Origin of the sequence: Peptococcus simiae (assembly GCF_046569735.1) — a bacterium.
In the GTDB taxonomy this organism is placed as follows: Bacteria; Bacillota; Peptococcia; order Peptococcales; family Peptococcaceae; genus Peptococcus; species Peptococcus simiae_A.
This window is the reverse complement of sequence record NZ_JBKICG010000001.1, coordinates 90,793-117,309: the sequence shown is the minus strand read 5'-3', so window position 1 is coordinate 117,309 and position 26,517 is coordinate 90,793. Positions and strand designations below refer to the sequence as shown.

Sequence of the window (26,517 nt, the reverse complement as noted above, 5' to 3'; positions counted from 1 at the left end):
TTTACCTGATCTGATAAGTGAGTAGAGGAGAAAAATATATGCTGGGTACTTTTGTGAATGTCCTCGCCATTGTCTTGGGGGCCTTGGCGGGCTTGCTGTTAAAGCGCGGCCTTCCGGTAGAGGTTCGCAACTTGATTATGCAGGTCAATGGCTTGGTCGTTATTATGATTGGCTTGAAAATGGCCCTTAAGTCACCGAATGATGTGGTCCTGGTCGTGGGGCTCTGCCTGGGGGCCTTGATTGGCACCCTGCTCAAGCTCGATGACCGGCTCAATGCCCTGGGTGGCCATATCAAAAAGGCCCTGCGGGTCCAGGACTCCAACTTTGTCGATGGCTTTGTGTCCGCTTCCCTGATCTTTTGTATCGGGGCCATGGCCATTGTCGGGGCCTTTGAGGCCGGGGTCAACCATAATTATGATGTTTTATTCGTCAAGTCGACCCTAGACGGGATTATGTCAATTGTCCTGGCCTCCACCCTGGGAGTGGGTGTGGTCTTTTCCGGTGCAGCCATCCTCATCTACCAAGGGGGGCTAACCCTCCTGGCCGGGGTCTTGGAGCCCATCTTAAATGACCAGGTCATTGCCTACATGTCCTCCTCTGGAGGCCTGCTGATTGTGGCCATTGGCTTTTCTGTGGCGGGCATCAAAGAGTTTAAGACGGCCAACCTCCTGCCGGGGATGTTTGTCTGCGGGATTTTAGGTTACTTCATATAAAAACGGGGCTGTGTCAGAATGCGTAAAATCATTGGACACAGCCCCATAAAAGCTCATTTTTACTTGTGGTTTTCTCGCTCTGGGCTAAAATTTCAAAAATGTTGTAGGGCAGGTATATATTATACCAACAATGGCCAAGGCCCGTCTCAAGAATGAGACGGGCCTTGTGCTTTTTTAGGGGGCTATTTTGCAACAGCCCCTTTAGAGTCAGGTTTTTAAAAATAAGCGGTTAATGTGCTTGCCGGACCAATCAATGGCGGCATTGAGGCCATCCTTAATAAGGAGGGGCCAGTTTTCACTATGGCTTTGCAGGACGTCCTTGATGCGGGCCCAGAATTCGCGGCCTTCATAAAGGTCTCGTCCCTCCCAGGGGTGCTGGTCGGCCGGGACACCATAGGCCTTCAGCCCAATGGTGTCAGCAATGTTCAGAGCCCGATAGAGGTGGTATTGCTGGCTGACGATGATAACTTTTTCAGCATTGAACTTATTTTTGGTCCGGGTCACGGAGTTATAGGTATTGGTCCCATCTGGGTCAATATCCATGACCTCCTCGGGAATGCCTGCTTCCTTGAGGTAGGCATGCATGGCCTTGGTTTCATCATAGTAGTTTTGGTCGGTGTCGCCGGATAGCAATATTGTTTTACCGGCCTTATTACGATATAATTCAGCTGCAGTGTCCAACCGTTCTGCCAGCATGGGGCTGGGCTTGCCCTTTTCATCTAAGCCGGCCCCCAGAACCAGGATAATATCTGCCTGCTTGTTGGCTAAATCCTTGCTTAACCAAAGGTTATCGGTATTCTGGGCCAGGACATAGATATTGGTGCCGACAAAGCCAATAATAATGAGTAGGCTGATAATCAGTAAGCCGGCAACCAGGTGCCAGATTTTAGATAAAAAGCCGATGGCCATCCGGCCGGCGCGACTGTCTTGAGACATAGCTTTCCTCCTTCAATGTTCTGTGTCAGATTATACAATAAATCCCCCGGATTTGAAACACCTGTCATCAAAAGCCGGAAAAGTCCGGAATACCCTGCAAGCGAATAGAAAGGAGTGGTATGTGTGAAATGGCTTTTTCGCTTCCTCCTGGTCCTCCTGCTGGTCGCCACCGGCCTGGCCCTCCGGCCGGCCAGTGTAGAGGTGCCCTATGAAAGCCAGCTGCCGGGCATGCCCAACGGCTGTGAGGCGGTTTCCCTATCTATGGTATCGGCCTACTATATGGCCCCGGTCGGCGGGCCGACCATTATTGACAACTACCTGGACAAGGGGCCCATTGGGACTACAGACCCCCATGATGCCTATGTCGGTGACCCTTATGGCAATGGTTACTATGCCTATCCAGCTGTGATCGCCCGGGCAGCTGAGCGCCATTTTGCCGACCGGCAGATGCCTCTAAAGGTCAAGGCCCCTCTGGTGACAGACCCCTGGCGACTGGCCTTTCACCTGCAGCGGGGTGAGCCGGTTTTGGTTTGGATCACCGTTGATGATAAAATCCCTCGTAAGCAGCCGGGGACGGTTTGGCAGCTCGGCGAAGAGACCTACCAGCCCTATGAAAACTTGCATGTGGCGGTTTTAGACGGGATCAGCTGGGGGACGGTCCACCTATCTGACCCGCAAAATGGTCAAAGGGATATGCCCCTCTGGCTCTTCTTAAGGAACTACCTCCTGATGGGCATGCGGGCGGTCATTATTGCCCAGTAAAAAAACGACTGAAGGCCTTCAGTCGTTTTTTTCTGCGTCAAAAATCATTTGCGAAACGGTGGCCTCGTCTTCACCAGTCAAAAAGAGGAGGATGGAAAAGGCCTTAGCCTTTAATTCTTCCAGGCTTGGGGCCCAGTTGCCGGCGGCAAAATTATACCGGTCCATCTGGTCCATGACATTTTCCTTTTGGATATAGCTGAAGGATTGGAGGTCTTCGGCGATATCCATGGCGTAATAGAGGCTGTGGATAGCGGGCTTATCCATGCTGGCCTCCGAAGTCCAGGGGCTGGTCGAAGAGGGCCTGGTAAGACCGGATATACCGGTCGGCAGTGGCCTCGATGGCTTCTTCATCGCCGATGGCTGCCGGGTCAGCGATAGCGACGGTATAAAACTGGGCCTGGGCAGCTGTCCGCAGGGCCTTGAGGGTGTCCTCAAACACCACACAGGCCTGGGGCGGGAGGCCATAGCGGTCTGCACAATAGAGGAAGATATCCGGCTGGCCCTTGCCCTTGCCAATTTCCGGCACCGTAATGGAAAAATCAATCCACTCGGCCAGGCCAGTCCGGACGAGCATATCTTCATACAGATAGCGGGGGGTGGCAGTGGCGATGCAGCAGGGGATACTGGCCTGCCGCAGGCTGGATAAGTAGGCCAGGGCCTGGTCTTTAGGCTGGATCCTGGTCTGGTAGTCTTCCAGCATCCGGCCCTGGTAAATAGCGATGATTTCAGCCCGGCTGATGCCCGGATGGTTGGGCCTTATAGCCTCTATGAGGAGGTCAAAGGCCCCCTGGCTATTGACAATTAGGTCCATTTCCGGGCCGTAGTCGACTCCGTTTTCAGCTAATAGGTCCCTTAAGTGCTGCCGCCAATAGGGCATCGAATCCACCAGGGTTCCATCCATATCAAATATTGCTGCACGCATAGGCGCCCTCCTCCAAAGGAAAAATACACTTATATACAGTATATCATGACAAGGAGGGCCTGCAAATATACAGATTGCACCGCTCCGGGGCCTGTGCTATTATGCAAGCAGGAGGAATGAGTATGAAAAACAAAAGACTTGTCTTCTTGGCCTTCCTGGCCCTGGCCGGTCTGGGCCTGGGCCGCAAAAAGCTTCAAGAAGGGTCAAAGGAAATGACCCTGACGCTGACCAATGCAACCAAGGAAGCCTTTGATATAAGCCTGGGAACCAATGGCACAGACCAAACCCTTGACCACCTGGGCCTGGCTCCCGGCGAAAAAGCGGACTTCCGATTAACAGACCTACCCCTGGGTCCCCATACTGCTGTGGTTGCTGAATTTAAGCCCCAAGGGCGTGAGGAGGCCTTCCGACGGCATTTGATTTATGACCTGGATGCCACGCCGGGCCCCTATAAGGGCCTGATTGTTGATTATGGTGACCGGATTATTGACGTAAAGATGGTTCGCAAATGATTAGCCTGTCAAATCGTCTTCTGGATAGGGCTGTCGACCGACGGGCCCTCCTGATTACCGGTGGGAACAGCCCGAGCCCGGACCTGATTGCCTTGGGCCAGGCGGCAGCCTCCTTTACCATGTGTGCCGATAGCGGGGCAGCTAGCCTGGTTCGGCTGGGCCTCTGGCCGGATATGATTGTAGGCGACATGGATTCCCTGGCGCCGGAAGTCTTAGCCCAGCTCAAGGAGGGGGACTGCGAATCGATTATTTTACCGGTCGAGAAGGATTTTACCGATACCCAGGCGGCCCTGGAATGGCTTTTCCAGCATGACTACCAGGAGGTCCTGGTCTTAGGCGGGACCGGAAGCCGCTGGGACCACAGTGCAGCCAACTACTTCCTCGTGACCGGCTTTGGCCGGCAGGGGAAGGCTGTCGTTATGTGGGATGAAAAAAATGCCATGCGCTATATTTGTAATAATAGCTATCGGGTGCCAGCTTCAAACCACCAGCTGAGCCTGGTACCAACCTCGAATGAGGGGGTTGAGCTGAGCCTGACCGGGTTATACTATGGCCTTGATTCGGCCCAGGTGCCTTGTGGTCAAAGTCTACTGATCAGTAATGAGTTTGCTGGCCCGGAGGCGACTGTCACCATCGGCCGGGGGGATGCCTGGTTATTTGTGAGTTGCGATTAAGCTTAGGAGGGTGGACAAGTGGATATTATTTTTCATGTTGATGAATTAGGCCGCTTTGGGACCTGCTTGGGAAATGTCTATAATACACTCAAGTATTTCGAGACCCATGGCCTCAGCGGGCAGCTAGAAATCGTTGTTAATGCGCAAGCGGTACAGGGTTTAACCAGTGCAGGGGCCGAGGATCAAGGCTTCGCTGGAGAGCTCCAGGCCTATATGCAAGAGGGCGTGGCGGTCCTGGCCTGCAAAAATGCCCTGACAGGGCAAAATATTGCCCCTGACCAGTTATTGCCCGGCGTGCAGGTGGTAGAGGCGGCTATTATTGAAATGGCCCAAAAACAGGCTGCCGGTTATGCTTATATTCGCCCTTAAGGAGGACCTATGATCTGGATGTATAATATGGACGCCCTGGCCGATGAGGCCCGGATCAACCTGATGAACTTACTCAATGCCCTGGATGAGCCCTGGCGGCAACTCAGCCCCGGGGACCTGCTGCTGACAGTCCAGGAACTCCTGGACAACGGCCAGGGACAACTGAATAAAGAACCGGAAGATGCCCCGGATGTGGCCTTTATGCTGATGGATATCAGCGACGAAGTCCTGGATAAACTCCTGGATGGCTTACGGGAAAAGACCATTGACCTGCCCTACAAGGCCATGGTTACCGCCAATAACCGGTCCTACCTCTTGGGTGACCTCGTTCGCCATATCCAGGAAGAAGACCGGGAAGTCCGGGCCCTGGTGAAGCTCCAGCGGCTCATGGCCGGCACCACGGCTTTCGAGGAAAAAGACTACAGCCCTGAGGCTTGGCAGGCCTTTCAGGCGGCGCATCAAAAGGGGCAGGAAGCCCTGGAACGAGCTAAAAAAGGCGATATGACGCCAGATGAAGCCGAGGCTGTTTTAAAGGCCTTTAACCTGAGCGTCCTCAGTCTCCTGGGGCATGCTTGAGTATGTTTAAGTACCTGCCATCGCCCTTTGCTGACCAAGCCGATAAAAGGTTGGCCCTAGAGGCCTTGGCCAAGCGGCACCCAGTCACTGAGGGCCAGGTGGTTATTGACCCTTTCGGTCTCTCGCCCTTGACCGCCGTCATTTGCTTTCACACAGACTGGCCCCAGTCCTTTATCGTGCAAGTTAATGAATATAGCTGGGTGACCGAGAAGAGCACCCTCCACCTGGTAGGCCTGTGGGGCCTGGTCGCCGGTGAAGAAAATAAAGTTACCCTTAAGGACCAAGACGGTCTAAGCCATCCCTTTAGCCTTGATCTGCCGGCCCTGGACCTGCCTGCGCTAAATTGTCAGGGCCAGGTGGAGGACCTGCTCTGCCTGGTCTTTGCCGATGGGGAAACCGGCCCTATCGCCTATGATGGCCAGGGCCGGGTCCGCTGGCACTTAAAGGCGCCCTGTAGCCATGTGGTCAAGGTCAACCGGCGGGGCCACCTCTTGACCGGGGCCCCCCTCAATCCGGCGCCGCCCCATGGTGGAACGGCCATCTGGGAGCTGGACCCTTTAGGCTATGTCTATAAGGAATGGCGGTTTGGCGCCGGCTTTGCTGAAGACCTGGTCGAACTGACCGATGGCCGGGTCTTGGCCATTAGCGGGGATCCTCAGGCCGGCACCGTCCGTGACAGCCTCTGGGTCCTGGATGACCACGGGGAGGCCCAGCTTTTCTGGCAGGCCAAGTCCCTCTTAGAAAAAATACCCCATCTGCCCGGCCAACGGGGGACCGACCCCATTCAGCTCTCCGCCCTCCATTATGATCTGGATGAGGGCCTGGTCTGGGTCAGCGCCGCGGCCATCAATATGACCTTTGGCCTGGATCCGGCAACCGCCAAGTGCCGGCAGATCTACTGTGAGGACCGGCTGGTCAAATACCTAGACCAGCCGGCCTTTTGCCAAGTGACACCCCTTGAGGGCTACCGGCAACCGGCCGGGACCCTGGCTGCTGGGGATAGGGCCTGGCATCTTCTGTCCAACCGCTTTCCAGGCGGGAAGGCAGATCCGGCCAGCCCGGCCCAGCTATTGGAGACCCCAACCGGTCAGGCGGAGCTTACCTGGCAAAGCCCCTGGCCGGCCCCGGTCTTAAATAGCCTGGCCCGGTATGGCGACCACCTGCATATTCACCTAGGAGCCACAGCCCGGGACAATACCCCTCCGGCCCTTTACCGGGCCCTTGAGGACGCCCCTGTGGCCAGTGCAGGCTACCTCTTAACCAGCCGGCGGGAGATCCTCTTCAACTACCGGCTGGAGGCAGCCACAGCGGCCGCTGCCTTGATCAGCCCAGGCCGGCTCAAAGCAGGCAATGATCGGGCAGTAGGCATCCTGGGCGGCTGGGGGCCGGTCATGCAGGTGGACATTGACCTGCCGGTCGAGGCAGAAGAAGAAGGTCTGGAAGACTTTCAGGGCGAAATCCTGCAAGGGGGGACTGCCTGTATATTAAAGGCAGCTTTTTCCAAGGGGAGGCCGTGGCCTTTCGCCTCAGTCAAGCCGGGCAGACCGAATGGTACTACTTACAGACCAACCGCTGGCCCTATGGCTGTGAATGGAAGTATTCCTTAAACGAGGGACCAGAACGTCCGGTCATCTGGCGGATTCCCCTGGAGGATAAGCGGGGGACCTGGCAGGCGGCCCTATGGGTGGACAGCACCCTCTACCAGGCCGGTACCATCGCCTTATATGGCGAGAAAAATAAGCAATAAAAAAGGAAGACAGCTGCCTGCCTTCCTTTTTTATATGCGCTTTTATAGGTGGTTGGACCCGTCCATGTCAGCATTGCGTAAGGTGACGTCATGGGCGCCGCCTTCGACAATAGAGGTGGCGCTGACCAGGGTCAGCTTGGCCTTGGCTTGCAGTTCAGCAATCGACAAGGCGCCACAGTTGCACATGGTTGACCGGATTTTGCTTAAAGACAGCTGGACATTGTCCTTAAGGGCCCCGGCGTAGGGGACGTAGGAATCGACCCCTTCTTCAAAGGAGAGCTTGCTATCGCCACCCATGTCATACCGTTGCCAGTTCCGGGCCCGGGCAGACCCTTCGCCCCAGTATTCCTTCATATAGCTGTTACCAATGTGGACCTTGTTGGAGGGGCTTTCGTCAAAGCGGGCAAAGTAGCGGCCCAGCATGACGAAGTCTGCACCCATGGCCAGGGCCAGGGTGATATGGTAGTCGTAGACAATCCCGCCGTCAGAGCAGATGGGGATGTAGATGCCTGTTTCCTCGAAGTATTTTTGCCGGGCCTTGGCCACTTCAATGACAGCCGTTGCCTGGCCTCGACCAATCCCCTTTTGTTCCCGGGTGATGCAGATGGAGCCGCCACCGATACCGACCTTTACAAAGTCGGCGCCGGCTTCAGCGAGAAAGCGGAAGCCTTCTTCATCGACGACATTGCCGGCCCCGATAATGACATCGTCGCCGTAGGTCTCGCGGACCCAGGCCAGGGTCCGGGCCTGCCATTCACTGTAGCCTTCCGAAGAGTCGATGACCAGGGCATCGACCCCAGCTTCAACCAGAGCCGGAACCCGGTCTTCGTAGTCCCGGGTATTGATACCGGCGCCGCAGACATAGCGTTTCCGGTCATCTAAGAGTTCGAGGGGGTTGTCCTTATTGGTGTCATAGTCCTTACGGAAGATTAGGTAGAGGAGGTTGCCATCTCTATCAATGATGGGCAGCTGGTTTAACTTATGCTCCCAGATCAGGTCATTGGCTTCCGGTAGGGTGGTTGTTTCATCACCGACGATCAGGTCCTTGAAGGGGGTCATAAAGTCTTTAACCTGGGCCGTTTTCGGTGTCCGGGACAAGCGGTAGTCCCGGCTGGTGACCAAGCCCAAGAGTTTCCCGTTGGGCCCCCCGTCTTCGGTTACGGCCATGGTGGAGTGGTCGGTCTTGGCCCTTAAGGCCAGGACGTCTGCTAGGGTATCTTCCGGGCGGACGTTGGAATCGCTGGTGACGAAGCCGGCCTTGTGTTTTTTGACCCGGCGGACCATTTCAGCCTGGTTTTCAATGGACTGGGACCCGAAAATAAAAGAAATCCCGCCTTCTTGGGCCAGGGCAATGGCTAGGGTATCGTTGGAAACCGCCTGCATAACGGCCGATGTCATCGGGACATTAATAGAAAGCTGGGAGGTCTCCCCTTTTTTATAACGGGCCAGGGGGGTTTTCAATGACACATTATTGGGGGTATGTTCTGCAGAAGAATAGCCAGGTAACAATAAGTATTCACTAAAGGTATGAGAGGGTTCATCATAAATGAAGGCCATGTAATACGCTCCTTTCAGTCCTTAATCTTCTTGGCCATGGTTGACGGGTAAAATTTCAATCCAGTAGCCATCCGGGTCAGCAATAAAATAGATGCCCATCGCCGGGTTTTCAAATACGATACAGTCCAAGTGTTTGTGGAAGACGTAAGCCCGGGCAAAGTCTTCTACCTCAAAGGCCAGGTGGAATTCATTTTCACCTAGGTCATAGGGCTGAGGATGGTCCCTGAGCCAGGTTAACTCCAGCTGATGGCGACTGACCCCATCTCCTAAATAAACAATGATATAGCTGCCATCTTCTGCCTCAATCCGGCGGACTTCTTTTAAACCAAGGGTTTTTTCATAGAATGCTAGCGAATTTTCTAAATGGGTGACATTAATGTTATTGTGTAAAAAACGGAATTGCATGTAAGCCCTCCTCTAAGTTGATTTCCATTATTGTAGCACAAGCGCTCCGGTTACAACAGACTGCATTCTTCAATCCTTTTAGGACCCCTTAAAAGTCATTAAACCTAAAAGTAGATAGGTATGCTATAATGACTATACTCAAAGGAGGCAGGCATATGAGTGACTGGGCTGATAAAATGCCACCACATAGTGAAGAGGCTGAAAATGCTGTTTTAGCCGCCATGTTTCGTGACCGAGACAGCATTCATGAAGTGGTGCAAATCATAAAAGAAGAAGACTTCTATATCCCCGAAAATGCGATCATGTTCCGGGTCATGGTGGAAATGAACGAAGCCGTTGAGCCGATTGACCTGGTGACTGTAACTGAGCGTTTGCGGAAGATGGACCTCTTGGAAAAAGCCGGGGGCCTCAAGCGGGTGGCCCAGGTGGCCGGGGCCATTGGCTCTGTCTACCATTGCAATGAGTATGCAAAAATCATCCGTGAGAAGAGCGTGCTGCGCAAGTTGATCCATGCCAGCCGGCATATTTCAGACCGGTCCTTTGAGGATTCTGACCCGGTTGAAGAGATTTTAGATGAAGCAGAAAAAATCGTATTGGATATTTCTCAAGACCGGGCCAGGGGTGGCTTGGTGCCCATTGGGGAAATTGTCGATGCCAACTTAGAGCGGCTGGAGAAGTTATCCCAGCAAAAAGATGAATTAACAGGGACCCCGTCCGGCTTTACAGACCTAGACCACATCACCTCCGGTTGGCAAAAGAGTGACTTTATCATCATTGCGGCCAGGCCGGCCATGGGTAAAACGGCCCTCTGTCTGAACATGGCCTCTAATGCAGCCATGGGGGACAAGGGGGTGCCGGTCGCTATTTTCTCCCTGGAAATGAGTAAGGAACAGCTGGTCCAGCGGTTGATTTCAGCGACAGCTCAAGTGGATCAATCCTACTTACGGACCGGGTCCTTACCGGAAGAAGACTGGGGCCCCCTGGTGTCGGTTATCGCCCCTCTGGCCGAGGCGCCTATTTATATAGACGATACCCCAGCCATCAGTATTCGGGAGCTCCGGGCCAAGTCGCGCCGGCTGCAGGCAGAGCACCCGGACCTAGGCCTTATCATTATTGACTACCTGCAGCTTATGGGGGGAAGCGGGAAGACAGAAAACCGCCAGCAAGAGGTGTCAGAAATATCCCGGTCCCTCAAGGCCCTGGCCCGGGAATTGGATGTCCCGGTCATCGCCCTATCTCAGCTTTCCCGGTCCGTTGAAGCGACCCAGGACAAGCGGCCGGCCCTATCCCACTTGCGGGAATCCGGCTCCCTAGAGCAGGATGCCGACCTGGTCCTCTTTATCTACCGGGAGGAGTACTATTTTCCGGAAGAAACGGAACGCCAGGGGATAGCGGATATTATCATTGCCAAACATAGAAATGGGGCGACCGGGTCTGTGGCCCTGTCTTTTCAAAAAGAGTTTACCAAGTTCGGTAATTTAGCTGCTTATGCTGAACCGCCGATGAATATCTAGCAAAAAGCTGGACATTCTCCGTTAATTACCGTAAAGTTAAGCATAGGCGCAATTTTTTAAGCATGACTAGTGAAAAGGTGGTGCAGATGGATCTTTATATTTTTGCGACCAGTGATATTCATGGCTATATTGGGCCGACCGACTACTTAGCCGATCATAAGTCAACCAACCTAGGCTTGGCTAAGGCAGCCGGGGTCATTGAATCAGTCCGTAAACAACATGAAAATGTCATTTATATTGATAATGGTGACCTGATTCAAGGGTCAGCCCTGGCCCAATACCTAGCCCTGTACCATGCGGAAAGGGGGCCGCGGGAGATTATCCGCTGCCTCAACCGGATGGCTTGTGATGTAGCCATTATTGGCAATCATGAGTTTAACTTTGGTCGTGACTTTTTAGAGCAAGGGATCAAAGAAGCCACCTTTCCCTTTGTTTGCGCCAATATCATTGATGAGACCAGTGGCAAACCGGCTTTTCCGCCGTACACGGTCTTAGAGCGTCAGGGGGTGCGGATCGGGGTTTTGGGTCTGGTGACGGAATTTGTGCCACGCTGGGAGAAGAGTGCCCACATTGAAGGCCTTCTCTTCACCGATCCGGTAGAAGTAGCCCAGGAATGGCTGCCGAAGCTTAAAGAAAAAGCAGATATTATCATTGTTGCCTACCACGGTGGGTTTGAACGGGACCCCCAAACCGGCGAATCGATTAGCCTGCAGGCCGGAGAAAACGTTGCCTGCCGCTTAATTGAAGAAGTCGAGGGCATTGATGCCCTCATCACAGGCCACCAGCATCGACAAATGCAGGGGATTTATAGGGATGTACCCTACATTATGCCGGGCTGGCGGGGAGAGGCCCTGGGGCTTATCCACCTCTGTATCGAAGGGGATGGGCCGGGGACCTACCAGGTGGCCTGCCATGATGTCAGCCTCCTCAATAGCGGTCAAGTCAATGCTAATGAAGAGATTATGACAGCAATCGCCCCCCTGGCCCAAGAGGTTGATGAGTGGCTGGACCAACCCATTGGCAAGGTCAAGGGGGATATGACCATTAGTGACCCTATCCTGGCGCGTAGTCGGATGCACCCTTATGTGGACTTTGTGAACCGGCTGCAAATGCAGGTGGCGGGGGTGGACATTTCCTGTACAACTATCTTTAATGGGCAATCAGCCGGTTTGCCGGAAACAGTTACGGTACGCAATATTGTCAATAACTATGTCTATGCCAATACTTTAGCGGTGCTTGAAATATCAGGTGCTGACTTAAAGCAGGCCCTGGAGCGGTGCGCCGCTTTTTACAAGGTCAATGAGGATGGAAGCCTGGGCATTAGCGATGCCTTTGCCAAGCCCTTTATCCAGTATTATAATTATGACATGTACTCGGGGATTGACTACACCATGGATATCCGCCAGCCTGTTGGCGACCGGATTACCCGTCTGGACTATCATGGTGAGGCCGTTGAGCCGGACCAGGCCCTCAAGATTGTGATGAATAATTACCGGGCCATTGGTGGCGGGGGCTATCCTATGTATAACAAGGATAAGGTCATTCAGGATATCCAAGTCGATATGGCGGACCTTCTTGTGGAGTATATTATTCAAAATCCCGTCATTGAAGCAAAAAACAGTGATAATTTTGAAGTGGTTTATTGACAGGACTTATCAATTTAAAGGAGGAAGAGGGGAATGGAAGACTTATTAAATCGCACTGGGGTGAAAAGGTTAACTTTTTACCGTGGTGATTATATCATCAAGCAGGGGGAGCTTGTTGAAGCCATTTACTATTTAGAGACCGGGCGCTGCTATAGGGGGGCCAAAACGGAAGGTGGTAACGAAGTCTTTTTCGACTTCAAGATGGCCTTTGGATCCCTTTATGACGCCTTGGTCGGGGTCCTGGCCATGTTCTCCAGTGACCAAAAGAGTGAGTGCAACTTTATTGCCACCGAGCCAACCTGCGCCTACCGGATACCGGTGGAAATCGCTATGGATTACTTTAGTCAGGACCCGGTCATGCTCAAGCAACTCCTGGCCATCAGCATTGATAAACAGCGGCAGATCAGCTGGCTCTTTGCCGCCCGCCAGGAAGGTCGGGTGCCCAACCAATTATGTAAATTGCTCTATTTCAACTCCTACTTGGCAGAAGATGGTCGCCGGCGCGTTCATCCGGACTACTCCAGCTTTATTCGCTTGTCCCAGAAGCTCGGCGTACATAAGGTGACGATTTCAAAAATGATGCGGGCTCTACGGGAAGAAGGGATCATCGTCACGGAAGGACGACGGGTCTATATTGTTGATGCAGATAAGATGCTCGCTTATATTATGAATGAGCGTCAGTTGAGCTATTAGAAATTATAATAGTAGACTGCGACCACACTGGGCCCGCTATGTATCGGGGCTGAGATGGTTGCAGTCTTTTTCTTGCAAATAAGTATTTCTGTAAAAACGTGGAATTTTAATATTCATTATGATATGATGATACTGACAATTAAAGCAATTACAAATTAATTGTATTGTTTACATTTTGAAATGGAGTGAGATAAATATGGAAATGTCACGTCGCGCATTAGGAATGCAAGCTTCACCTATTCGTCGCTTAGTGCCTTATGCCAATGAGGCTCGGAAGGCTGGGAAAAAAGTCTATCCGCTAAACATCGGCCAACCGGACATCAAAACGCCGAAAGGTTTTTTTGAAGCCATTCGAAATGTGGACTTGGAAGTTTTGGCCTATGCAGACTCCGCTGGGGATCCTAAACTGATCGAAGCCATTCAAGACTACTATAAAACCTATGATATGGACTTCGCTACAGATGAAATCATCATCACCAACGGTGGTAGTGAAGCCTTACTCTTCGCCATCATCGCCTTATGTGACCCGGGCGATAACATTATCGTAGCAGAACCCTTCTATACCAACTACAACGGTTTCTCTGCAGCGGTTAACGTTGAAGTGAAAGGGATTACAACTAAAGCGGAAGATGGCTTCCACCTGCCGGCTAAAGAAGAAATTGAAAAGGTCATCGATGGCAAGACCCGGGCCTTTATCTTAAATAACCCTGGGAACCCGACCGGTGTTGTTTACACCCCGGAAGAAGTTCAAATGATTGTCGACATCGCTAAAGAAAAAGACCTCTTCATCGTTGCTGACGAAGTTTATCGTGAATTCGTCTATGATGATTCTGAATACAAGAGCTTCGGTAACTATCCTGATGCCGCTGACCGTGTGGTCATCGTTGACTCTGTTTCTAAACGTTACAGTGCTTGCGGTGCTCGGATCGGGAGTCTGGCTTGCAAAAATAAAGACTTCATGGCCAGTATCATGAAACTTTGCCAAGGCCGTCTTTGCGTACCGACCATGGAAATGATCGGGGCCACTGAATTATACCGGACCCCGACCAGCTACTTCAAAGAAGTCAATGATGAGTACCGTAAACGTCGTGACACGGTTTACAAGGCCCTTAAGAAAATGGACGGGGTTGTTTGTGAAGAACCGAAGGGTGCCTTCTATGTGGCTGTTAAATTCCCGGTAGACGATGCTGAAAAATTCATCATTTGGATGCTGACCGAATTTGACTACAAGGGCGAAACCGTTATGATGGCTCCCCTGGAAGGGTTCTATGCCACCGAAGGTTTAGGCAAAGACGAAGCCCGTATTGCCTACATCTTAGAAGTACCGGAACTTGAAAAAGCGATGAAAGTCTTAGAAGAAGGCTTGAAAGCTTACCCTGGCCGCAAATAATATATATTCCCTAGCCCGGCATTTGTGCCGGGCTATTTTTTTTGTATAATGGCTATAGTGTCGTGATAGGAGGAGCCTTGCGTGAAAAAACTCATTACACTATGGACCTTACTTATTCTCTTGGTCACTGGGTGTGCGCCGGTGGGTTTTCATGAGCCGGTCCCGGCCGATGGCATTTTGAAGGTGGTCTTTATTGATGTTGGCCAGGGGGATAGTGCCCTCATTATTGCCCCGGATGGGACAGCCATGCTGATTGATGGCGGTGTCCCCGGGGCCTTTAAAACCGTCGACCAGGTCATGGCCGCCTATGGGGTAAAAAAGCTCGAGGTCATGGTCGGCACCCATGCCCATGATGACCACATCGGTGGGCTGGTGAATATCTTAAATAAATACCCGGTGGCCCGGCTTTACAGCAATGGCCAAGAGGACAGCCGGGTCTATTCCGCCTTTACCTCAGCAGCCCGGGTCCAGGGATTATCGCCCCAGCCCTTGCAGGCCAGGAATTTTTTCCAGCTGACCGACCAGGTGGTCTGTGATGTCCTCGGCCCTGAAAGCGCCCAAGAAAGCCAGGGCAATGCGGCCAGTATTGTCCTCCGTCTCCGCTATGGGAACCATAGTTTTTTATTCACTGGAGATGCCGAAAAAGGGGAGGAAAAGGCGATTGTTGACCGGTATGGCCATAAAATCCGGTCTACGGTGGTCAAGGTGGGTCACCATGGGAGTCCGACCTCCAGTTCGCCGGCCTTTGTCCAGGCTGCGGCGCCGAATGTAGCCATTATATCTGTTGGTCAGAATAACTATAACCACCCGGATAAGCTGGTCATTAAACGCTGGCAGCAAATCGGGGCAGAGGTCTACACCACTGAAACGAGTGGCCACCTCGCCCTAGAAAGTGACGGTGACAAGCTCTACCTGGCCGCCCAGAAGACCAGCCAGGCTCTGGCAGCCTAGAGCCACTGGTCCAGGCCCTGTGGCCAAATGACCAGGGATAGGGCCAAGCCGATATTCAGCCAGGTGACGAGGGGGATGGGCCGCCTGCTTAAGGCACCGACCCAGAGGCTGTCCAGGAGGGCCTGGACCAAGGCCAGGGACAGGCCGACCAGGAAGACCCGGGGATAAAAGCCCAGGCCACAGAGGAAGGCCGATAGGGTGATCACCCAGGCGTCTCCCTTGCCAAAGCCCTGGGGGTAGAGGCGCAAGATGGCTAGGCAGATGGCCGCCATGACTAGGCTGATGACCAGCCTGGATGCCAATATAGGCCGGTCGAAGAGGAAAAAGTGAATTAGGACCAGGCCGGCGTAGAGGCGTAAGTCGATTGTTTCCACCGACCGGAAGGCCCAGTCATCCAGGGCCATCATCAAGAGCAGGGCCCCAGCGGCCAGAGACCAAAAGAAAAAAACAGGGTCATCGAGCCGAATGGCTAAGGCGACCGCCCAGAGGGCCGGCAGGCCGGCCAGGCCGATGGCCCAACCCTCGGCCATGACCGGTTCAGCCAACCGCTGACGGCTGAGGGTCAAGTGGACCAGTCCCAGATTGGCCAGCCAGGTCAGGCCAAAGACCAGTAGCAGTTGTATTAGTGTATTATTCAGCATGGAATAAACCTCCGAGGAGTGCCTATGGAAAAGATTTTACAAGAAGCCCTAGCCCAGGGCTGGACCGACCTCCACCTCTCTGCAGGCGGGATTTATGCCCGAAAGGATGGACAGCTGGACCGCTTGGCCGGTCAGGTGCTGCCGGAAGGAGCGGTTTCGGCTTTTTTTAAAGCCCAGCTTCCGGCCCAGCCCCCTGATGGCAAGGATTTTTCCCTGACCTATGCCGGCCAGCGGATTCGAGTCCACCAATATGATACCTTCCAGGGGAAGGCCTGGGCCCTCCGGCTCTTGCCAGGAGAAGTGCCGGCCCTTCAAAACCTCCACCTGCCGGCCTGCCTGCCCAGCCTTCTGGCGCCGCAGGGGGGCCTGGTCCTGGTCACAGGGCCGACCGGGAGTGGGAAATCAACGACCCTGGCCGCCCTTTTAGCCGACCGGGCCAAGCAGGGCGGTCACTTGATGACCTTTGAACGGCCAGTTGAGTATATTATACCGTCTCACCGGGCCCTTGTGACCCAGGTAGAGCTGACAGAAGACCAGGCCCTGGGGCCCCTGTTAGCAGGGGCCTTGCGGGCCGACCCGGACGTGGTTATGATTGGTGAAATCCGTACCACAGAAGCAGCCAAGGGGGCCCTTTACCTGGCGGAGACAGGCCACCTGGTCCTCTCAACCCTCCATAGTGCAGATGTGGTCCAGGCCCTGATGCGGCTGGTCCACCTGGTTCCAGCCAATGAACGCCCCTTGTGGCAGGGGGTTTTGGCGGAAGTCCTCTGTGGGGTGGTCAGCCAGAGGCTGGTCCCCAAGGCGACTGGCCAGGGCCGGGTCCCGGTGGCTGAAGTCCTGGTCCGGTCCGATGGCCTGGTCCGGCAGATTAGGGACGGGGCCTGGTCCCTGGTGGCCCAAAGCCTGGAAAACCAGGCAGTCGGTACGAGCCTGGAAGGGCACATGGCTGACCAGATTCGCCAGGGTTACCTGGACCCGGTGACGGCCTATCAAATCACCGCCTACCCGGAACGGTTAACCATGTTACTGGAGCAAGAGAAGAGGACGAAGTAAGGAGGCTTTATGCCCGGCGCTATTTTTGATTTAGACGGAACCCTGCTCGATTCCAATGGCCTGTGGGCCCAGGTTGACGATATCTTTTTAAGTCGGCATGGCTTAAAAAAGATGCCGACTATATCCGGGCGGTGACCCAAATGGAATACCATGCCTCTGCGGCCTATGTGGCCCGGAAATACAAGCTTGACCTGACCCCGGATGAAGTCATCGGGGAGTGGGAATCCCTCTCTCTTGAGGCCTACCAGACAAGCGTCCCCTTAAAAGAGGGGGCCAGGGAGGCGGTGGGCCGGTTGGCCGCAGCCGGCTACCGCCTGGCCCTGGTGACCCTGTCACCGCCCCTGCTTTATGAGGCGGCCCTGGGCCGGCACGGCCTGCTGGATTATTTTGACTTAGCCATGACCGTCCCCGGCGATTACGCAGAGGGAAAGGATCCGGCCCTTTTTGCCCATGTCTGCGACCGGCTGGCCCTTCAACCGGCGGACTGCCTGGGCTTTGAAGATGACCTCAAGGCCCTATCTTCAATGGCGGCCTTGGGCATCAGGGCCTATGCCGTAGCGGACCGGCGCAACCTGGCCCTACGGGACCAGTACGCTTCAGCGGGATTTATGCAGCGGGACTGGGCGAGTATCCTGGCAGATATAGATAATTATAAGCTTATTTAATGGAAAATGGACAGGTGCACTCTCGATATGGACCCAGGTCTATGATAGCATAATCCTATCTTATGGAAAGTGGTGATGGCATGAAATATATCGTTCTTTTAGGGGATGGGATGGCTGATTTCCCGGTGCCGGCTTTAGAGGGGAAGACCCCCTTGGAAGTGGCCCAAATCCCAACCTTTGATCAATTGGCTAGAGAAGGGGATACGGGCCTGGTCCATACCATTCCCGAAGGCTACCCGCCTGGATCTGACGTGGCTAACCTTTGCGTCATGGGCTACAACCCGGTTGCCTTTTATAGTGGGCGGTCTCCCTTGGAAGCCGTTAGCATTGGGGTGCCTCTGGAAGACGGCGACATCACCTACCGGATGAACTTAGTGACGGTGGATGAGGCCGATACCTTTGGGCAAGAGGTCATGCTTGACCACTCTGCCGGTGAAATTACCACTGAAGAGGCTGACCAACTGGTCCAGGCCTTAAATGAAGCCCTCCCCCTGGCCGGCAACCGGATTTACACCGGCACCAGCTACCGCCACTGTCTGGTGGTCCATGGCGGGGAGACCGGGGCCGACCAAACCCCGCCTCATGATATTTTAGAACAGTCCATTGGGGACTACCTGCCTAAGGGGACCCAGGCCAGCTACTTTACTGACCTGATGCAGGCGTCTATGGCCATCCTCAAGGACCACCCGGTTAATCAAAAAAGGATTGCAGCAGGCAAGCGCCCAGCGAATATGGCCTGGTTTTGGGGTGAAGGCACCAAGCCGGCCCTGACGCCCTTTAAGGAATTATATGGAAAAACCGGCGGTGTGGTCAGTGCGGTCGACCTCCTCAAGGGTCTAGGCCTATCAGCCGGCCTCGAGGCACCGGAAGTCGAAGGGGCCACCGGTACCCTTGATACCAATTATGAAGGCAAGCTGGCCGCTGCCTTAGATATATTAAAAGACAATGACTTTGTCTACATGCACTTTGAGGGGCCGGATGAAGCCGGCCACCATGGGGATCCGGCCGAAAAGATAGAGGCCATTGAGCGGCTGGATAAGCGGGTCTTGAAGCCCTTGATGGCCAAGTTGGCGGAAGCTGGGGAGGACTACCATATCTTGCTCATGCCCGACCATGCGACCCCTATTGTCGAACGGACCCACACCAGTAATCCCATTCCCTTTGTCCTCTACCGGTCCAACCAGGCACCGACCCATCCGGCCCAAGGCTATAGTGAGAAGATGGCTGAAGAAACCGGCTACCTCATCCGTCATGGCTACGAGCTCATGGGTATGCTCTTGGCAGACGATTAAAAGAACAAAACCAGTATAAGAGGGCCCCTAATAAAAAGTATCAGCCCCGTCTCATTTTTTGAGACGGGGCTTTGCTCTTATTAGAAGGCAGGTATGCCCCTGCGATCAAATTGTTGATACCTTTTGAAAATAATGGAGATCCTGTGAGAAGTATTAATAAAAGTATATTTAAAAGAAAGGGCGGGGGGAATGATTTACAAAAATAAGAAGGAAAGTAAATAAAGAGCAAATAATCCCAAATGTGGGGAAAAATTACTTGAAAAAGGCGTCAAATTAAGTCATAATAAGGGCAAAGACCACCGGAAAGGAGGAGAAGGTTATTCAATTCAATGAGAGACAAAGGCAAATATTAGCTATTGTAAAAGAAACCAGTCCCATTACCGGCGATGATATTGCTGAGAAATTAGATACTACCCGAGCTGCCCTGCGCAGCGATCTGACCTTCTTAAGCCAACTCGGTATTTTGGAAGCCAGACCCCGGGTTGGCTATTATTATAACCAAAATCGTCATGGTTATGATGTATATATGCGGATGGTAGAACTAACTGTTGGCCAGTATCAAAGTGTTCCTGTGGTATTAGATGAGCGGTCATCAGCTTACGATGCCCTGGTATCCCTCTTTATGAACAATATCGGGACCTTATTTGTGGTCAGTGAAGGGGGGCTCCTGGAAGGGGTCTTGTCCAGAAAGGACCTGCTCAAGCTGGCTGTAGGGAATACGGATATGCATGTCGTCCCGGTGGGGGTGGTCATGACCCGGATGCCGAATATTATTATGACCACACCGGAAGAAAGCCTCTGGATGGCTGCCCGCAAGCTCACCCACCACGAGATTGACGGCCTGCCGGTGGTCAAAAAGCTGGGCGAAGACCAATATGAAGTCATTGGCCGCTTTACCAAAACCAATGTAGCCCGGGCCTTTGTGGACATCGGTTACGGCTATGCCGGAGGTGAAGATAATGAGTGAAGGAAAAGAAATCACCATTTACCTTCTCTCAGACTCCCTGGGGGAAACCGCCCAGTATGTTGCCCGGGCGGCAGCCAACCAGTTCCCGGGGGTCCAGTTTAACTACAAGCCCATCCCCTTTGTAGAAGATATTGAGTACCTAGCCCAGGTTTTGGATACCATTGACATGAATAAGAGCATTTTAATCTACACCCTGGTGGTCAAGGAATTAAGTGATTTTATTCGTGCTTACTGTGTCAACAAGCAGATCCCCTTTGTGGATGTCCTCTCCCAGCCCTTTGCGGCGATTGAGGGCATGACAGGCGACCTGCCCAAGGGCAAACCGGGCCTGGTTCAGCGGATGGATGAATCCTACTTCAAGAAAATCGAGTCCGTTGAATTCGCCATCAAATATGATGATGGGAAAGACCCTACCGGTTTTAAGCTGGCTGACCTGGTGCTGATTGGGGTATCCAGAACCTCTAAGACGCCCCTGTCTATGTACCTGGCCTACCGGGGCCTAAAGGTGGCCAACCTGCCCCTGGTGCCCCAGGTGAAGGTGAGTGACCAGTTATTTGAACTGCCTAGAGAAAAAATCGTCGGCTTGACCATCCGACCGGATGTACTTGGAAATATCCGCCGGGAGCGCCTACTTAGCTTGGGTGTGGTCGGCGGAAGCGACTACACGGACATGGCCCGTATTTTTGAAGAAATTGACCATGCCGAGAAAATTATGAAACGAATCGGTTGCCCTATAATCGATGTTTCACATAAAGCTGTTGAAGAAACTGCCAATGTCATCTTACAAATTTATTACAGCAGAGGAGATAATATCATTGAGTAAAAAATACGTTTATTTATTCAAGGAAGGCTCTAAGGATATGCGCGCTCTTTTGGGGGGCAAAGGGGCTAACTTGGCAGAAATGACCCGCATCGGCCTGCCGGTACCACACGGCATGACCATTACTACCGAAGCTTGTAATGACTTCTTTGCCCAAGGCAACCAGTTGCCGGAAGGCCTTTTAGACGAGGTGTGGAAGAACTTAGCCACCGTCGAAGAACAAACCGGCAAAAAATTCGGTGATGCCAAGAATCCTTTACTGGTTTCCGTCCGCTCCGGTGCAGCCATCTCTATGCCCGGGATGATGGATACTGTTTTAAACCTTGGCCTGAATGATGACACTGTGAAAGGCTTTGCTGCCCTTACGAATGATGAACGCTTTGCCCTAGACTGCTACCGTCGGTTTATCCAGATGTATGCCAATGTGGTTATGGGCATCGATGGCTATAAATTTGACCAAATCATTGAACGGATCAAAAGCGACCAGGGGGTCGAGGTGGATTATGAGTTAAATCCGGACCACCTGCGTCAGCTCATTGACCAATATAAGGGCTTAGTGAAAAAAGAAGCCGGCCAGGACTTCCCCCAAGAACCGTCTGAACAGCTGGTCTTAGCCATTTCTGCTGTTTTCGAAAGCTGGGGTAACCCACGGGCCATTGTCTACCGGCAAATTAACCGGATTCCGGATGATATCGGGACGGCAGTTAATGTCCAATCCATGGTTTATGGGAACATGGGGAATACCTCCGGTACCGGGGTGGCCTTCACCAGAAACCCGGCAACCGGTGTCCGGGAACTCTATGGGGAATACCTGATCAATGCCCAAGGGGAAGACGTTGTGGCCGGGATCCGGACCCCCCATCATATCTCTGAACTGGAAAAAGAATTACCGGAAGCCTTTAAGCAATTTACAGACACCTGCTCCTTATTGGAAAACCACTATAAAGATATGCAGGATATTGAATTCACCATTGAAAACGGGTCCCTCTTTATTCTTCAGACCCGGAATGCCAAGCGGACCACCCAAGCAGCTGTCCGCAGTGCAGTTGAAATGGTTAAAGAAGGCTTTATCACCCGGGACGAAGCTGTATCCCGGATTGATGCTTATCAATTAGACCAATTACTCCACCCCTCTATTGACCCGAAAGCCGACCTGGACGTCATGACCAAGGGGCTGCCGGCTTCTCCGGGGGCTGCTGCAGGGGCTATCGTCTTTACCGCTGATGAAGCGGAAGCCAAGGGCAAGGCTGGCGAAAAGGTCATCCTGGTTCGGAATGAAACCACGCCGGATGATATCCATGGGATGGTTATGGCCCAAGGGGTTTTAACCAGCCGTGGCGGGATGACCTCCCACGCAGCTGTTGTCGCCCGGGGCATGGGGACCCCTTGCGTTTGCGGCTGTGAAGGCATCAAGGTTGACTTAGATAAAAAGGTCATCCAAGTTGGTGACCTGACCCTGGCTGAAGGAGACATCATCACCATTGATGGGTCCACCGGGAATGTTATCAAGGGCGAAGTGCCTGTTATTCCGCCGGTTATCAGCGACCACTTCCAACAAATCCTGGACTGGTGTGCTGAAATTGCTGATGAGGGCGGCATGAATGTCCATGCCAATGCTGACACCCCGGCCGATGCCCGCAAGGCCCTTGAATTTGGGGCCAGAGGGATTGGCCTTTGCCGGACGGAGCACATGTTTATGCAGGTGGACCGGCTCCCCTACGTTCAGGAAATGATCCTGGCTGAAAATGCAGATCAACGCCGGGCCCCGCTGGAACATCTCTTGAAATTCCAACAGGAAGACTTTGTCGGTATTTTAGATGCCATGGCCGGTCACCCGACCACTATCCGTCTCTTAGACCCGCCCCTGCACGAATTCCTGCCCAATATGGAAAATCTCATGCTTGAAATCAATGACATGAAACATACCGGTGCAGATGCCAAGGCCATTGCCGAAAAAGAAGACCTCCTGCGGAAGGTCCGTGCCCTCCATGAAGCCAACCCCATGCTTGGTCACCGTGGTTGCCGCTTAGGGGTCACCTATCCGGATGTCTATCGGATGCAGGCCAGAGCAATTTTAAATGCAACTGCTGAGCTCATTAAGCAGGGCAAGGATATTCATGTGGAAATTGAAATTCCTTTGGTTATTGACCCCAAAGAAGTGGAAATTTTACGGGCTGAAATTGATGACGTCGCTAAAGAAGTCAGTGCTGAAGTAGGTATGGAAATCCCTTATAAGGTTGGGGCTATGCTCGAGTTGCCCCGGGCCTGTCTCGGCTGCGATGCCCTCACTGAACACTGTGACTTCTTTACCTTCGGAACCAATGACTTAACCCAGACGACCCTGGGCTTTAGCCGTGACGACGCAGAAGGGAAATTCTTGCCAATTTATATTGAGCAAAAAATCCTGAAGGAAAACCCCTTTGCTGTATTGGACAAACATGTAACTGAATTGGTGGCCCTGGCGGTTCAAAAGGGCCGGAGCGTTAAACCAGATATCTCTTTCGGTATTTGCGGCGAACACGGGGGGGACCCGGCCTCTGTAGCCGAATGCCATGAAGCTGGCTTGACCTTTGTCAGCTGCTCCCCCTACCGGGTGCCGATTGCCATTGTGGCTGCTGCCCAAGCCCAAATCAAGTCTCCCCGTCAATAATGACCTGTTAACGCAACTGTGACTTTTGCCGCAGTTGCGTTTTAATGTTTTGCGAAAAGGATGCGTGACCTTATGGATATTCGTGAGACCATTCTAGCCAGAGAAAAAGCCAACCTATCCCTGCTTGCAGCCTGTGCAGTGGACACTTGCGGCCGTGAAAATCCTGAGCCGGAAGACAATATTCGCACCGTGTATATGCGTGACCGCGACCGCGTCATCCATTCCAAGGCCTTCCGGCGGTTAAAGCACAAGACCCAGGTCTTTATTTCACCGGGCAGTGACCATTACCGGACCCGGCTGACCCACACCCTGGAGGTCAACCAAATTGCCAAGACCATTGGCCGGGCCCTCAACCTCAACCTGGACTTAATCGAAGCCATTGCCCTTGCTCATGATGTCGGCCACACCCCCTTTGCCCACTGTGGGGAAGAGGTCTTAAACATGCGGATGCAGGAGGGTTTTAAGCATAATGAAAATAGCCTGCGGGTCCTGAAACGGATTGAAGCCCATGGCAACCGTCGGGGCCTCAACCTCACAAGGGAAGTTCTGGACGGAGTCCTCCACCACAGTGGTTTTTCCGCTTCCGGCAAGGCCCTGACCCTTGAGGGGCAGATTATCCGTTTTGCAGATAAAATCGCCTACGTCCAGCATGATATTGACGACACCATCCGGGCCGGTTTACTGGAAGAAGCAGACCTGCCCGATAAGTACACCAATATCCTTGGCCACAGCTTGTCGGACCGGTTGACTACCCTGGTTGAAGACCTGGTCCAGGAAGGACTGACCTTAAGTCTGGGGCCTAGAGGGGAAAAGCCCAAGCTCTCCTTTAGCCAACCGGTCCATGATGCCTTGACCGGCTTGCGGGCCTTCCTCTTTAAGGAGGTCTACACCGGGGATGTCTGCCAAAAAGAGCGGGAACGGGCCAGCTTTGTGGTCGATTTTCTCTTTTCCCATTACCTCAAACACCCGGAGAAGATGCCGGACTTTTACCAGCAAATCGCCGTCCTGGAAGGCCGGGAGCGGGGAGTAGCGGACTACATCTCCGGCATGACGGATAATTTCTGCATTGCCTTATATAAGGATCTGACCATGCCGCGGTCCTTCATTGGCTAAGTGCCTGCTTGCTGATTTCACTTATTTGTGCTATAATTAACCTTTAATTCGTTAAGTGTATGTGCGTGGAGAAAACCTCCGGAGGCATAGTCCTGCGGAGTTTTTTTCACGAGGAAAACAGCATAGGGGGCATATCATGTCGGAAGAAAGAGGCTTGATTCCGCAGGAAATCATTGATGAAATTAATGAGCGTACTGATATTGTCTCGCTTATCTCTAAATATGTAGCCTTAAAACGCACCGGGGCCAACTATATGGGGCTCTGTCCTTTCCATGGCGAAAAAACACCCTCCTTTTCGGTATCGCCGAGCAAGCAGATTTTTCACTGCTTTGGCTGTGGCGTAGGAGGGAATATCTTTAAATTTCTCATGGAAATAGAGCACCTGTCCTTTCCCCAGGCCGTCCGCCGCCTGGGCAAGGAGGCCGGGGTGGCCATTCCGGAGCCTCAGCTGAGCCCGGCAAGGAAAAAAGCCCTGCAAGAGCGTAAACGGCTCAGGGCAGTTAATGAAAAGGCCCTGGCCTTTTACCGGCAGGCCCTGGTGGCCAACCGGGTCCCCGTCATCCGCCAGTATTTGACGACCCGGGGGGTGCCGGCGGAAATTGAAGAAAAATTTGAACTGGGCGCCTGCCTGCCGGGCTGGGACCATATGACCCGGGCCCTGATACAGCAGGGCGTTTCAGCGGATGACCTCCTAACCCTGGGCCTAAGCGGTCAGAGCCGTAAAACAGGCCAGCTCTATGACCGCTTTCGGGACCGGCTGATTTTTCCCATCCGGAATGGGTCTGGCCATGTGGTGGCCTTTGGCGGTCGGATTTTGGATCCGGATGCTGCCCCACAAAAATACCTCAACTCACCGGAAACCCCCCTTTTTCATAAGGGGTCTGAACTCTATGGCCTCTATGCCGCTAAGGATGCCATCCGGGAAGCGGACCAAGTCATTATCGTTGAAGGCTATATGGACGTCCTGGCCTGCCATAAGTGGGGGGTACAGAATGTCGTGGCTCCGCTGGGGACAGCCCTTACAGATGACCAAATCAAACGCCTTTTGCGCCACACCTACCACTTCACCACAGCCTTCGATGGTGATGGAGCTGGTATCCGGGCGACCCTAAAAAGCCTTGACCGGATTGAGGCCCTGGGGGGGCATGTCCGCGTCTTACAACTGCCCGCGGGGCAAGATCCTGATGAATTTTTACAGGCAGAGGGGGTAGAGGCCTTTTACAACCGGATCGCCGAGGCACCGGAAGGTCTGGCCTTTAGGCTTAAGCTCATGACCAAGGATGCTGACCTATCCAGGATTGAGACCCAAATGGGCCTTCTGGAAAAAAGCCTGCCGGCCTTAGACCTCTGCAAGACCCCCGCCGAAAAGGACCATGCCATCCGCCTGATTGCCAGTTTTTTAGACCTTTCAGAGCAGGTTGTGACAGATGAATATAAGTACCGGATGCGGTACGGCCGCAACCGCAAAAAAGAAGCAGCGGAAGTACCAGCGCAGGAGGCGCCTGCCCCGGACCTGGCTGACAGAGAGTGGTTGGTCTTGGCCTATTTGCTTATGGATGAGGGATACTTTGCCCCTATTGACCGGTATGGGGGGCCAGCCTTGTTTGATAATGCGGCAAATAGTTTATATGAACTAATGAAGGAGTCTTACCAAACACATAATAAAATATCAGCTGGCTTCCTCCCGGTGATGTATGGGGAGGGGCTGGCAAAAGCCTTGAGCTATATAGACCGACACATACCTGCTGAAAAGTACCAGCAGCATTTTTGTCAATTATTAACTGAGTTAAGGCTCAACCGGCTGGAGGCGCAGTATGCAGCCGGTTTACAAGCCTTGAATGAGAGTGTCGATAGCGATGGTGGTCAAGCAGGGGAGATATTGGATCGGTTGGAGGCGCTGCTCATTGAAAAGAATTTATTGGAACAAGGGCCGAGAAGGGAGACCTAGT

The 26,517-nt window shown here is 53.1% G+C and carries 28 protein-coding genes and 1 pseudogene; 23 read left to right on the top strand and 6 right to left on the bottom strand.

Annotation, left to right across the window (positions count from 1 at the left end; genetic code table 11):
- Nucleotides 1-38 precede the first annotated feature (38 nt).
- The gene (locus tag ACLGL1_RS00595; protein ID WP_411006860.1) at nt 39-713 is read left to right on the top strand and encodes a DUF554 domain-containing protein; all 675 of its coding nucleotides are present in this window, start codon (nt 39-41) and stop codon (nt 711-713) included.
- Nucleotides 714-920: 207 nt separating this feature from the next.
- Here ACLGL1_RS00595 and ACLGL1_RS00590 read toward each other — a convergent pair whose 3' ends face one another.
- Nucleotides 921-1,649 (bottom strand): vancomycin high temperature exclusion protein, encoded by a 729-nt coding sequence (locus tag ACLGL1_RS00590; RefSeq protein ID WP_411006859.1) that lies wholly within the window; start codon nt 1,647-1,649, stop codon nt 921-923.
- A gap of 123 nt (nt 1,650-1,772) precedes the next feature.
- On the opposite strand from ACLGL1_RS00590, the gene ACLGL1_RS00585 reads away from it, so the two are divergent.
- On the top strand, nt 1,773-2,411 hold the full coding sequence (locus tag ACLGL1_RS00585; RefSeq protein WP_411006858.1) for a C39 family peptidase: 639 nt from the start codon (nt 1,773-1,775) through the stop codon (nt 2,409-2,411).
- 18 nt (nt 2,412-2,429) lie between these two features.
- On the opposite strand, the gene ACLGL1_RS00580 is transcribed toward ACLGL1_RS00585, so the two are convergent.
- Both ACLGL1_RS00580 and ACLGL1_RS00575 read right to left on the bottom strand, forming a co-directional pair.
- A complete protein-coding gene (locus tag ACLGL1_RS00580; RefSeq protein WP_411006857.1) occupies nt 2,430-2,675 on the bottom strand; it encodes a hypothetical protein in 246 nt (81 codons plus the stop codon).
- The gene (locus tag ACLGL1_RS00575) at nt 2,668-3,333 is read right to left on the bottom strand and encodes an HAD family hydrolase (protein ID WP_411006856.1); all 666 of its coding nucleotides are present in this window, start codon (nt 3,331-3,333) and stop codon (nt 2,668-2,670) included. Before ACLGL1_RS00575 ends, ACLGL1_RS00580 begins: the two co-directional genes overlap by 8 nt.
- A gap of 122 nt (nt 3,334-3,455) precedes the next feature.
- Between ACLGL1_RS00575 and ACLGL1_RS00570 the strand changes: the two genes are divergently transcribed.
- The 6 genes from ACLGL1_RS00570 to ACLGL1_RS00545 are packed head-to-tail and all read left to right on the top strand — an operon-like array spanning nt 3,456 to nt 7,211.
- Nucleotides 3,456-3,845, top strand: coding sequence for a hypothetical protein (locus ACLGL1_RS00570; protein WP_411006855.1), 390 nt, complete (start codon nt 3,456-3,458; stop codon nt 3,843-3,845).
- The gene (locus tag ACLGL1_RS00565; RefSeq protein ID WP_411006854.1) at nt 3,842-4,519 is read left to right on the top strand and encodes a thiamine diphosphokinase; all 678 of its coding nucleotides are present in this window, start codon (nt 3,842-3,844) and stop codon (nt 4,517-4,519) included. The genes ACLGL1_RS00570 and ACLGL1_RS00565 overlap by 4 nt, the downstream gene beginning before the upstream one ends.
- An 18-nt stretch (nt 4,520-4,537) precedes the next feature.
- Nucleotides 4,538-4,888: a DsrE family protein gene (locus ACLGL1_RS00560; RefSeq protein WP_411006853.1), complete on the top strand. Its 351-nt coding sequence runs from the start codon at nt 4,538-4,540 to the stop codon at nt 4,886-4,888.
- 9 nt (nt 4,889-4,897) lie between these two features.
- Complete coding sequence (locus ACLGL1_RS00555) at nt 4,898-5,464, top strand: DUF3783 domain-containing protein (RefSeq protein WP_411006852.1); 567 nt, start codon at nt 4,898-4,900, stop codon at nt 5,462-5,464.
- Nucleotides 5,465-5,466: 2 nt separating this feature from the next.
- A complete protein-coding gene (locus ACLGL1_RS00550; RefSeq protein WP_411006851.1) occupies nt 5,467-7,071 on the top strand; it encodes an aryl-sulfate sulfotransferase in 1,605 nt (534 codons plus the stop codon).
- A complete protein-coding gene (locus tag ACLGL1_RS00545) occupies nt 6,978-7,211 on the top strand; it encodes a hypothetical protein (protein ID WP_411006850.1) in 234 nt (77 codons plus the stop codon). Before ACLGL1_RS00550 ends, ACLGL1_RS00545 begins: the two co-directional genes overlap by 94 nt.
- 42 nt (nt 7,212-7,253) lie before the next feature.
- On the opposite strand, the gene ACLGL1_RS00540 is transcribed toward ACLGL1_RS00545, so the two are convergent.
- Entirely contained in the window at nt 7,254-8,768 is a 1,515-nt protein-coding gene (locus ACLGL1_RS00540) for an IMP dehydrogenase (RefSeq protein WP_411006849.1), read from the bottom strand.
- Between the two features lie 21 nt (nt 8,769-8,789).
- On the bottom strand, nt 8,790-9,173 hold the full coding sequence (locus tag ACLGL1_RS00535; protein WP_411006848.1) for a VOC family protein: 384 nt from the start codon (nt 9,171-9,173) through the stop codon (nt 8,790-8,792).
- A 155-nt stretch (nt 9,174-9,328) separates the two neighbouring features.
- Here ACLGL1_RS00535 and dnaB point away from each other — a divergent pair, with 155 nt between their 5' ends.
- The 5 genes from dnaB to ACLGL1_RS00510 all read left to right on the top strand — a co-directional run bounded on the left by dnaB (nt 9,329) and on the right by ACLGL1_RS00510 (nt 15,367).
- The gene (gene dnaB, locus ACLGL1_RS00530; RefSeq protein ID WP_411006847.1) at nt 9,329-10,687 is read left to right on the top strand and encodes a replicative DNA helicase; all 1,359 of its coding nucleotides are present in this window, start codon (nt 9,329-9,331) and stop codon (nt 10,685-10,687) included.
- 86 nt (nt 10,688-10,773) lie between these two features.
- Nucleotides 10,774-12,333, top strand: a complete 1,560-nt coding sequence (locus ACLGL1_RS00525) for a bifunctional metallophosphatase/5'-nucleotidase (protein ID WP_411006846.1) — start codon at nt 10,774-10,776, stop codon at nt 12,331-12,333.
- 33 nt (nt 12,334-12,366) lie between these two features.
- Nucleotides 12,367-13,026 (top strand): Crp/Fnr family transcriptional regulator, encoded by a 660-nt coding sequence (locus ACLGL1_RS00520; protein ID WP_411006845.1) that lies wholly within the window; start codon nt 12,367-12,369, stop codon nt 13,024-13,026.
- 196 nt (nt 13,027-13,222) lie between these two features.
- Nucleotides 13,223-14,416, top strand: a complete 1,194-nt coding sequence (locus ACLGL1_RS00515) for a pyridoxal phosphate-dependent aminotransferase (protein ID WP_411006844.1) — start codon at nt 13,223-13,225, stop codon at nt 14,414-14,416.
- Nucleotides 14,417-14,497: 81 nt separating this feature from the next.
- Nucleotides 14,498-15,367: a ComEC/Rec2 family competence protein gene (locus ACLGL1_RS00510; protein ID WP_411006843.1), complete on the top strand. Its 870-nt coding sequence runs from the start codon at nt 14,498-14,500 to the stop codon at nt 15,365-15,367.
- On the opposite strand, the gene ACLGL1_RS00505 is transcribed toward ACLGL1_RS00510, so the two are convergent.
- A complete protein-coding gene (locus ACLGL1_RS00505) occupies nt 15,364-16,008 on the bottom strand; it encodes a hypothetical protein (RefSeq protein WP_411006842.1) in 645 nt (214 codons plus the stop codon). The genes ACLGL1_RS00510 and ACLGL1_RS00505 overlap by 4 nt on opposite strands.
- A 24-nt stretch (nt 16,009-16,032) precedes the next feature.
- Between ACLGL1_RS00505 and ACLGL1_RS00500 the strand changes: the two genes are divergently transcribed.
- The 10 genes and pseudogenes from ACLGL1_RS00500 to dnaG all read left to right on the top strand — a co-directional run bounded on the left by ACLGL1_RS00500 (nt 16,033) and on the right by dnaG (nt 26,516).
- Nucleotides 16,033-17,061, top strand: coding sequence for a type IV pilus twitching motility protein PilT (locus tag ACLGL1_RS00500; protein ID WP_411006841.1), 1,029 nt, complete (start codon nt 16,033-16,035; stop codon nt 17,059-17,061).
- Between the two features lie 9 nt (nt 17,062-17,070).
- On the top strand, nt 17,071-17,196 hold the full coding sequence (locus ACLGL1_RS00495) for a hypothetical protein (RefSeq protein WP_411006840.1): 126 nt from the start codon (nt 17,071-17,073) through the stop codon (nt 17,194-17,196).
- 5 nt (nt 17,197-17,201) lie between these two features.
- Nucleotides 17,202-17,726 (top strand): HAD family hydrolase, encoded by a 525-nt coding sequence (locus ACLGL1_RS00490; RefSeq protein ID WP_411006839.1) that lies wholly within the window; start codon nt 17,202-17,204, stop codon nt 17,724-17,726.
- Nucleotides 17,727-17,806: 80 nt separating this feature from the next.
- Nucleotides 17,807-19,018, top strand: coding sequence for a cofactor-independent phosphoglycerate mutase (locus ACLGL1_RS00485; protein ID WP_411006838.1), 1,212 nt, complete (start codon nt 17,807-17,809; stop codon nt 19,016-19,018).
- Nucleotides 19,019-19,298: 280 nt separating this feature from the next.
- Nucleotides 19,299-19,496: pseudogene (locus ACLGL1_RS00480) on the top strand (HTH domain-containing protein); the annotation flags it as partial.
- A 48-nt stretch (nt 19,497-19,544) separates the two neighbouring features.
- Nucleotides 19,545-19,985: a CBS domain-containing protein gene (locus ACLGL1_RS00475; RefSeq protein ID WP_411006837.1), complete on the top strand. Its 441-nt coding sequence runs from the start codon at nt 19,545-19,547 to the stop codon at nt 19,983-19,985.
- Complete coding sequence (locus ACLGL1_RS00470; RefSeq protein WP_411006836.1) at nt 19,978-20,808, top strand: pyruvate, water dikinase regulatory protein; 831 nt, start codon at nt 19,978-19,980, stop codon at nt 20,806-20,808. Before ACLGL1_RS00475 ends, ACLGL1_RS00470 begins: the two co-directional genes overlap by 8 nt.
- On the top strand, nt 20,801-23,455 hold the full coding sequence (ppdK, locus tag ACLGL1_RS00465; RefSeq protein WP_411006835.1) for a pyruvate, phosphate dikinase: 2,655 nt from the start codon (nt 20,801-20,803) through the stop codon (nt 23,453-23,455). Before ACLGL1_RS00470 ends, ppdK begins: the two co-directional genes overlap by 8 nt.
- 72 nt (nt 23,456-23,527) lie before the next feature.
- Complete coding sequence (locus ACLGL1_RS00460; RefSeq protein ID WP_411006834.1) at nt 23,528-24,568, top strand: deoxyguanosinetriphosphate triphosphohydrolase; 1,041 nt, start codon at nt 23,528-23,530, stop codon at nt 24,566-24,568.
- A gap of 136 nt (nt 24,569-24,704) precedes the next feature.
- Entirely contained in the window at nt 24,705-26,516 is a 1,812-nt protein-coding gene (dnaG, locus tag ACLGL1_RS00455; protein WP_411006833.1) for a DNA primase, read from the top strand.
- Nucleotide 26,517 lies beyond the last annotated feature (1 nt).

Coding starts and splice junctions, on each gene's coding strand:
- ACLGL1_RS00550 (WP_411006851.1), top strand. CDS start 5,467: ATGTTTAAGTACCTGCCATCGCCCTTTGCTGACCAAGCCGATAAAAGG.
- ACLGL1_RS00525 (WP_411006846.1), top strand. CDS start 10,774: ATGGATCTTTATATTTTTGCGACCAGTGATATTCATGGCTATATTGGG.
- ACLGL1_RS00475 (WP_411006837.1), top strand. CDS start 19,545: ATGCGGATGGTAGAACTAACTGTTGGCCAGTATCAAAGTGTTCCTGTG.
- ACLGL1_RS00575 (WP_411006856.1), bottom strand. CDS start 3,333: ATGCGTGCAGCAATATTTGATATGGATGGAACCCTGGTGGATTCGATG.
- ACLGL1_RS00515 (WP_411006844.1), top strand. CDS start 13,223: ATGGAAATGTCACGTCGCGCATTAGGAATGCAAGCTTCACCTATTCGT.
- ACLGL1_RS00535 (WP_411006848.1), bottom strand. CDS start 9,173: ATGCAATTCCGTTTTTTACACAATAACATTAATGTCACCCATTTAGAA.
- dnaG (WP_411006833.1), top strand. CDS start 24,705: ATGTCGGAAGAAAGAGGCTTGATTCCGCAGGAAATCATTGATGAAATT.
- ACLGL1_RS00555 (WP_411006852.1), top strand. CDS start 4,898: ATGATCTGGATGTATAATATGGACGCCCTGGCCGATGAGGCCCGGATC.
- ACLGL1_RS00470 (WP_411006836.1), top strand. CDS start 19,978: ATGAGTGAAGGAAAAGAAATCACCATTTACCTTCTCTCAGACTCCCTG.
- dnaB (WP_411006847.1), top strand. CDS start 9,329: ATGAGTGACTGGGCTGATAAAATGCCACCACATAGTGAAGAGGCTGAA.
- ACLGL1_RS00490 (WP_411006839.1), top strand. CDS start 17,202: ATGGAATACCATGCCTCTGCGGCCTATGTGGCCCGGAAATACAAGCTT.
- ACLGL1_RS00595 (WP_411006860.1), top strand. CDS start 39: ATGCTGGGTACTTTTGTGAATGTCCTCGCCATTGTCTTGGGGGCCTTG.
- ACLGL1_RS00590 (WP_411006859.1), bottom strand. CDS start 1,649: ATGTCTCAAGACAGTCGCGCCGGCCGGATGGCCATCGGCTTTTTATCT.
- ACLGL1_RS00565 (WP_411006854.1), top strand. CDS start 3,842: ATGATTAGCCTGTCAAATCGTCTTCTGGATAGGGCTGTCGACCGACGG.
- ACLGL1_RS00580 (WP_411006857.1), bottom strand. CDS start 2,675: ATGGATAAGCCCGCTATCCACAGCCTCTATTACGCCATGGATATCGCC.
- ACLGL1_RS00540 (WP_411006849.1), bottom strand. CDS start 8,768: ATGGCCTTCATTTATGATGAACCCTCTCATACCTTTAGTGAATACTTA.
- ACLGL1_RS00570 (WP_411006855.1), top strand. CDS start 3,456: ATGAAAAACAAAAGACTTGTCTTCTTGGCCTTCCTGGCCCTGGCCGGT.
- ACLGL1_RS00520 (WP_411006845.1), top strand. CDS start 12,367: ATGGAAGACTTATTAAATCGCACTGGGGTGAAAAGGTTAACTTTTTAC.
- ACLGL1_RS00485 (WP_411006838.1), top strand. CDS start 17,807: ATGAAATATATCGTTCTTTTAGGGGATGGGATGGCTGATTTCCCGGTG.
- ACLGL1_RS00495 (WP_411006840.1), top strand. CDS start 17,071: ATGCCCGGCGCTATTTTTGATTTAGACGGAACCCTGCTCGATTCCAAT.
- ACLGL1_RS00460 (WP_411006834.1), top strand. CDS start 23,528: ATGGATATTCGTGAGACCATTCTAGCCAGAGAAAAAGCCAACCTATCC.
- ACLGL1_RS00500 (WP_411006841.1), top strand. CDS start 16,033: ATGGAAAAGATTTTACAAGAAGCCCTAGCCCAGGGCTGGACCGACCTC.
- ACLGL1_RS00505 (WP_411006842.1), bottom strand. CDS start 16,008: ATGCTGAATAATACACTAATACAACTGCTACTGGTCTTTGGCCTGACC.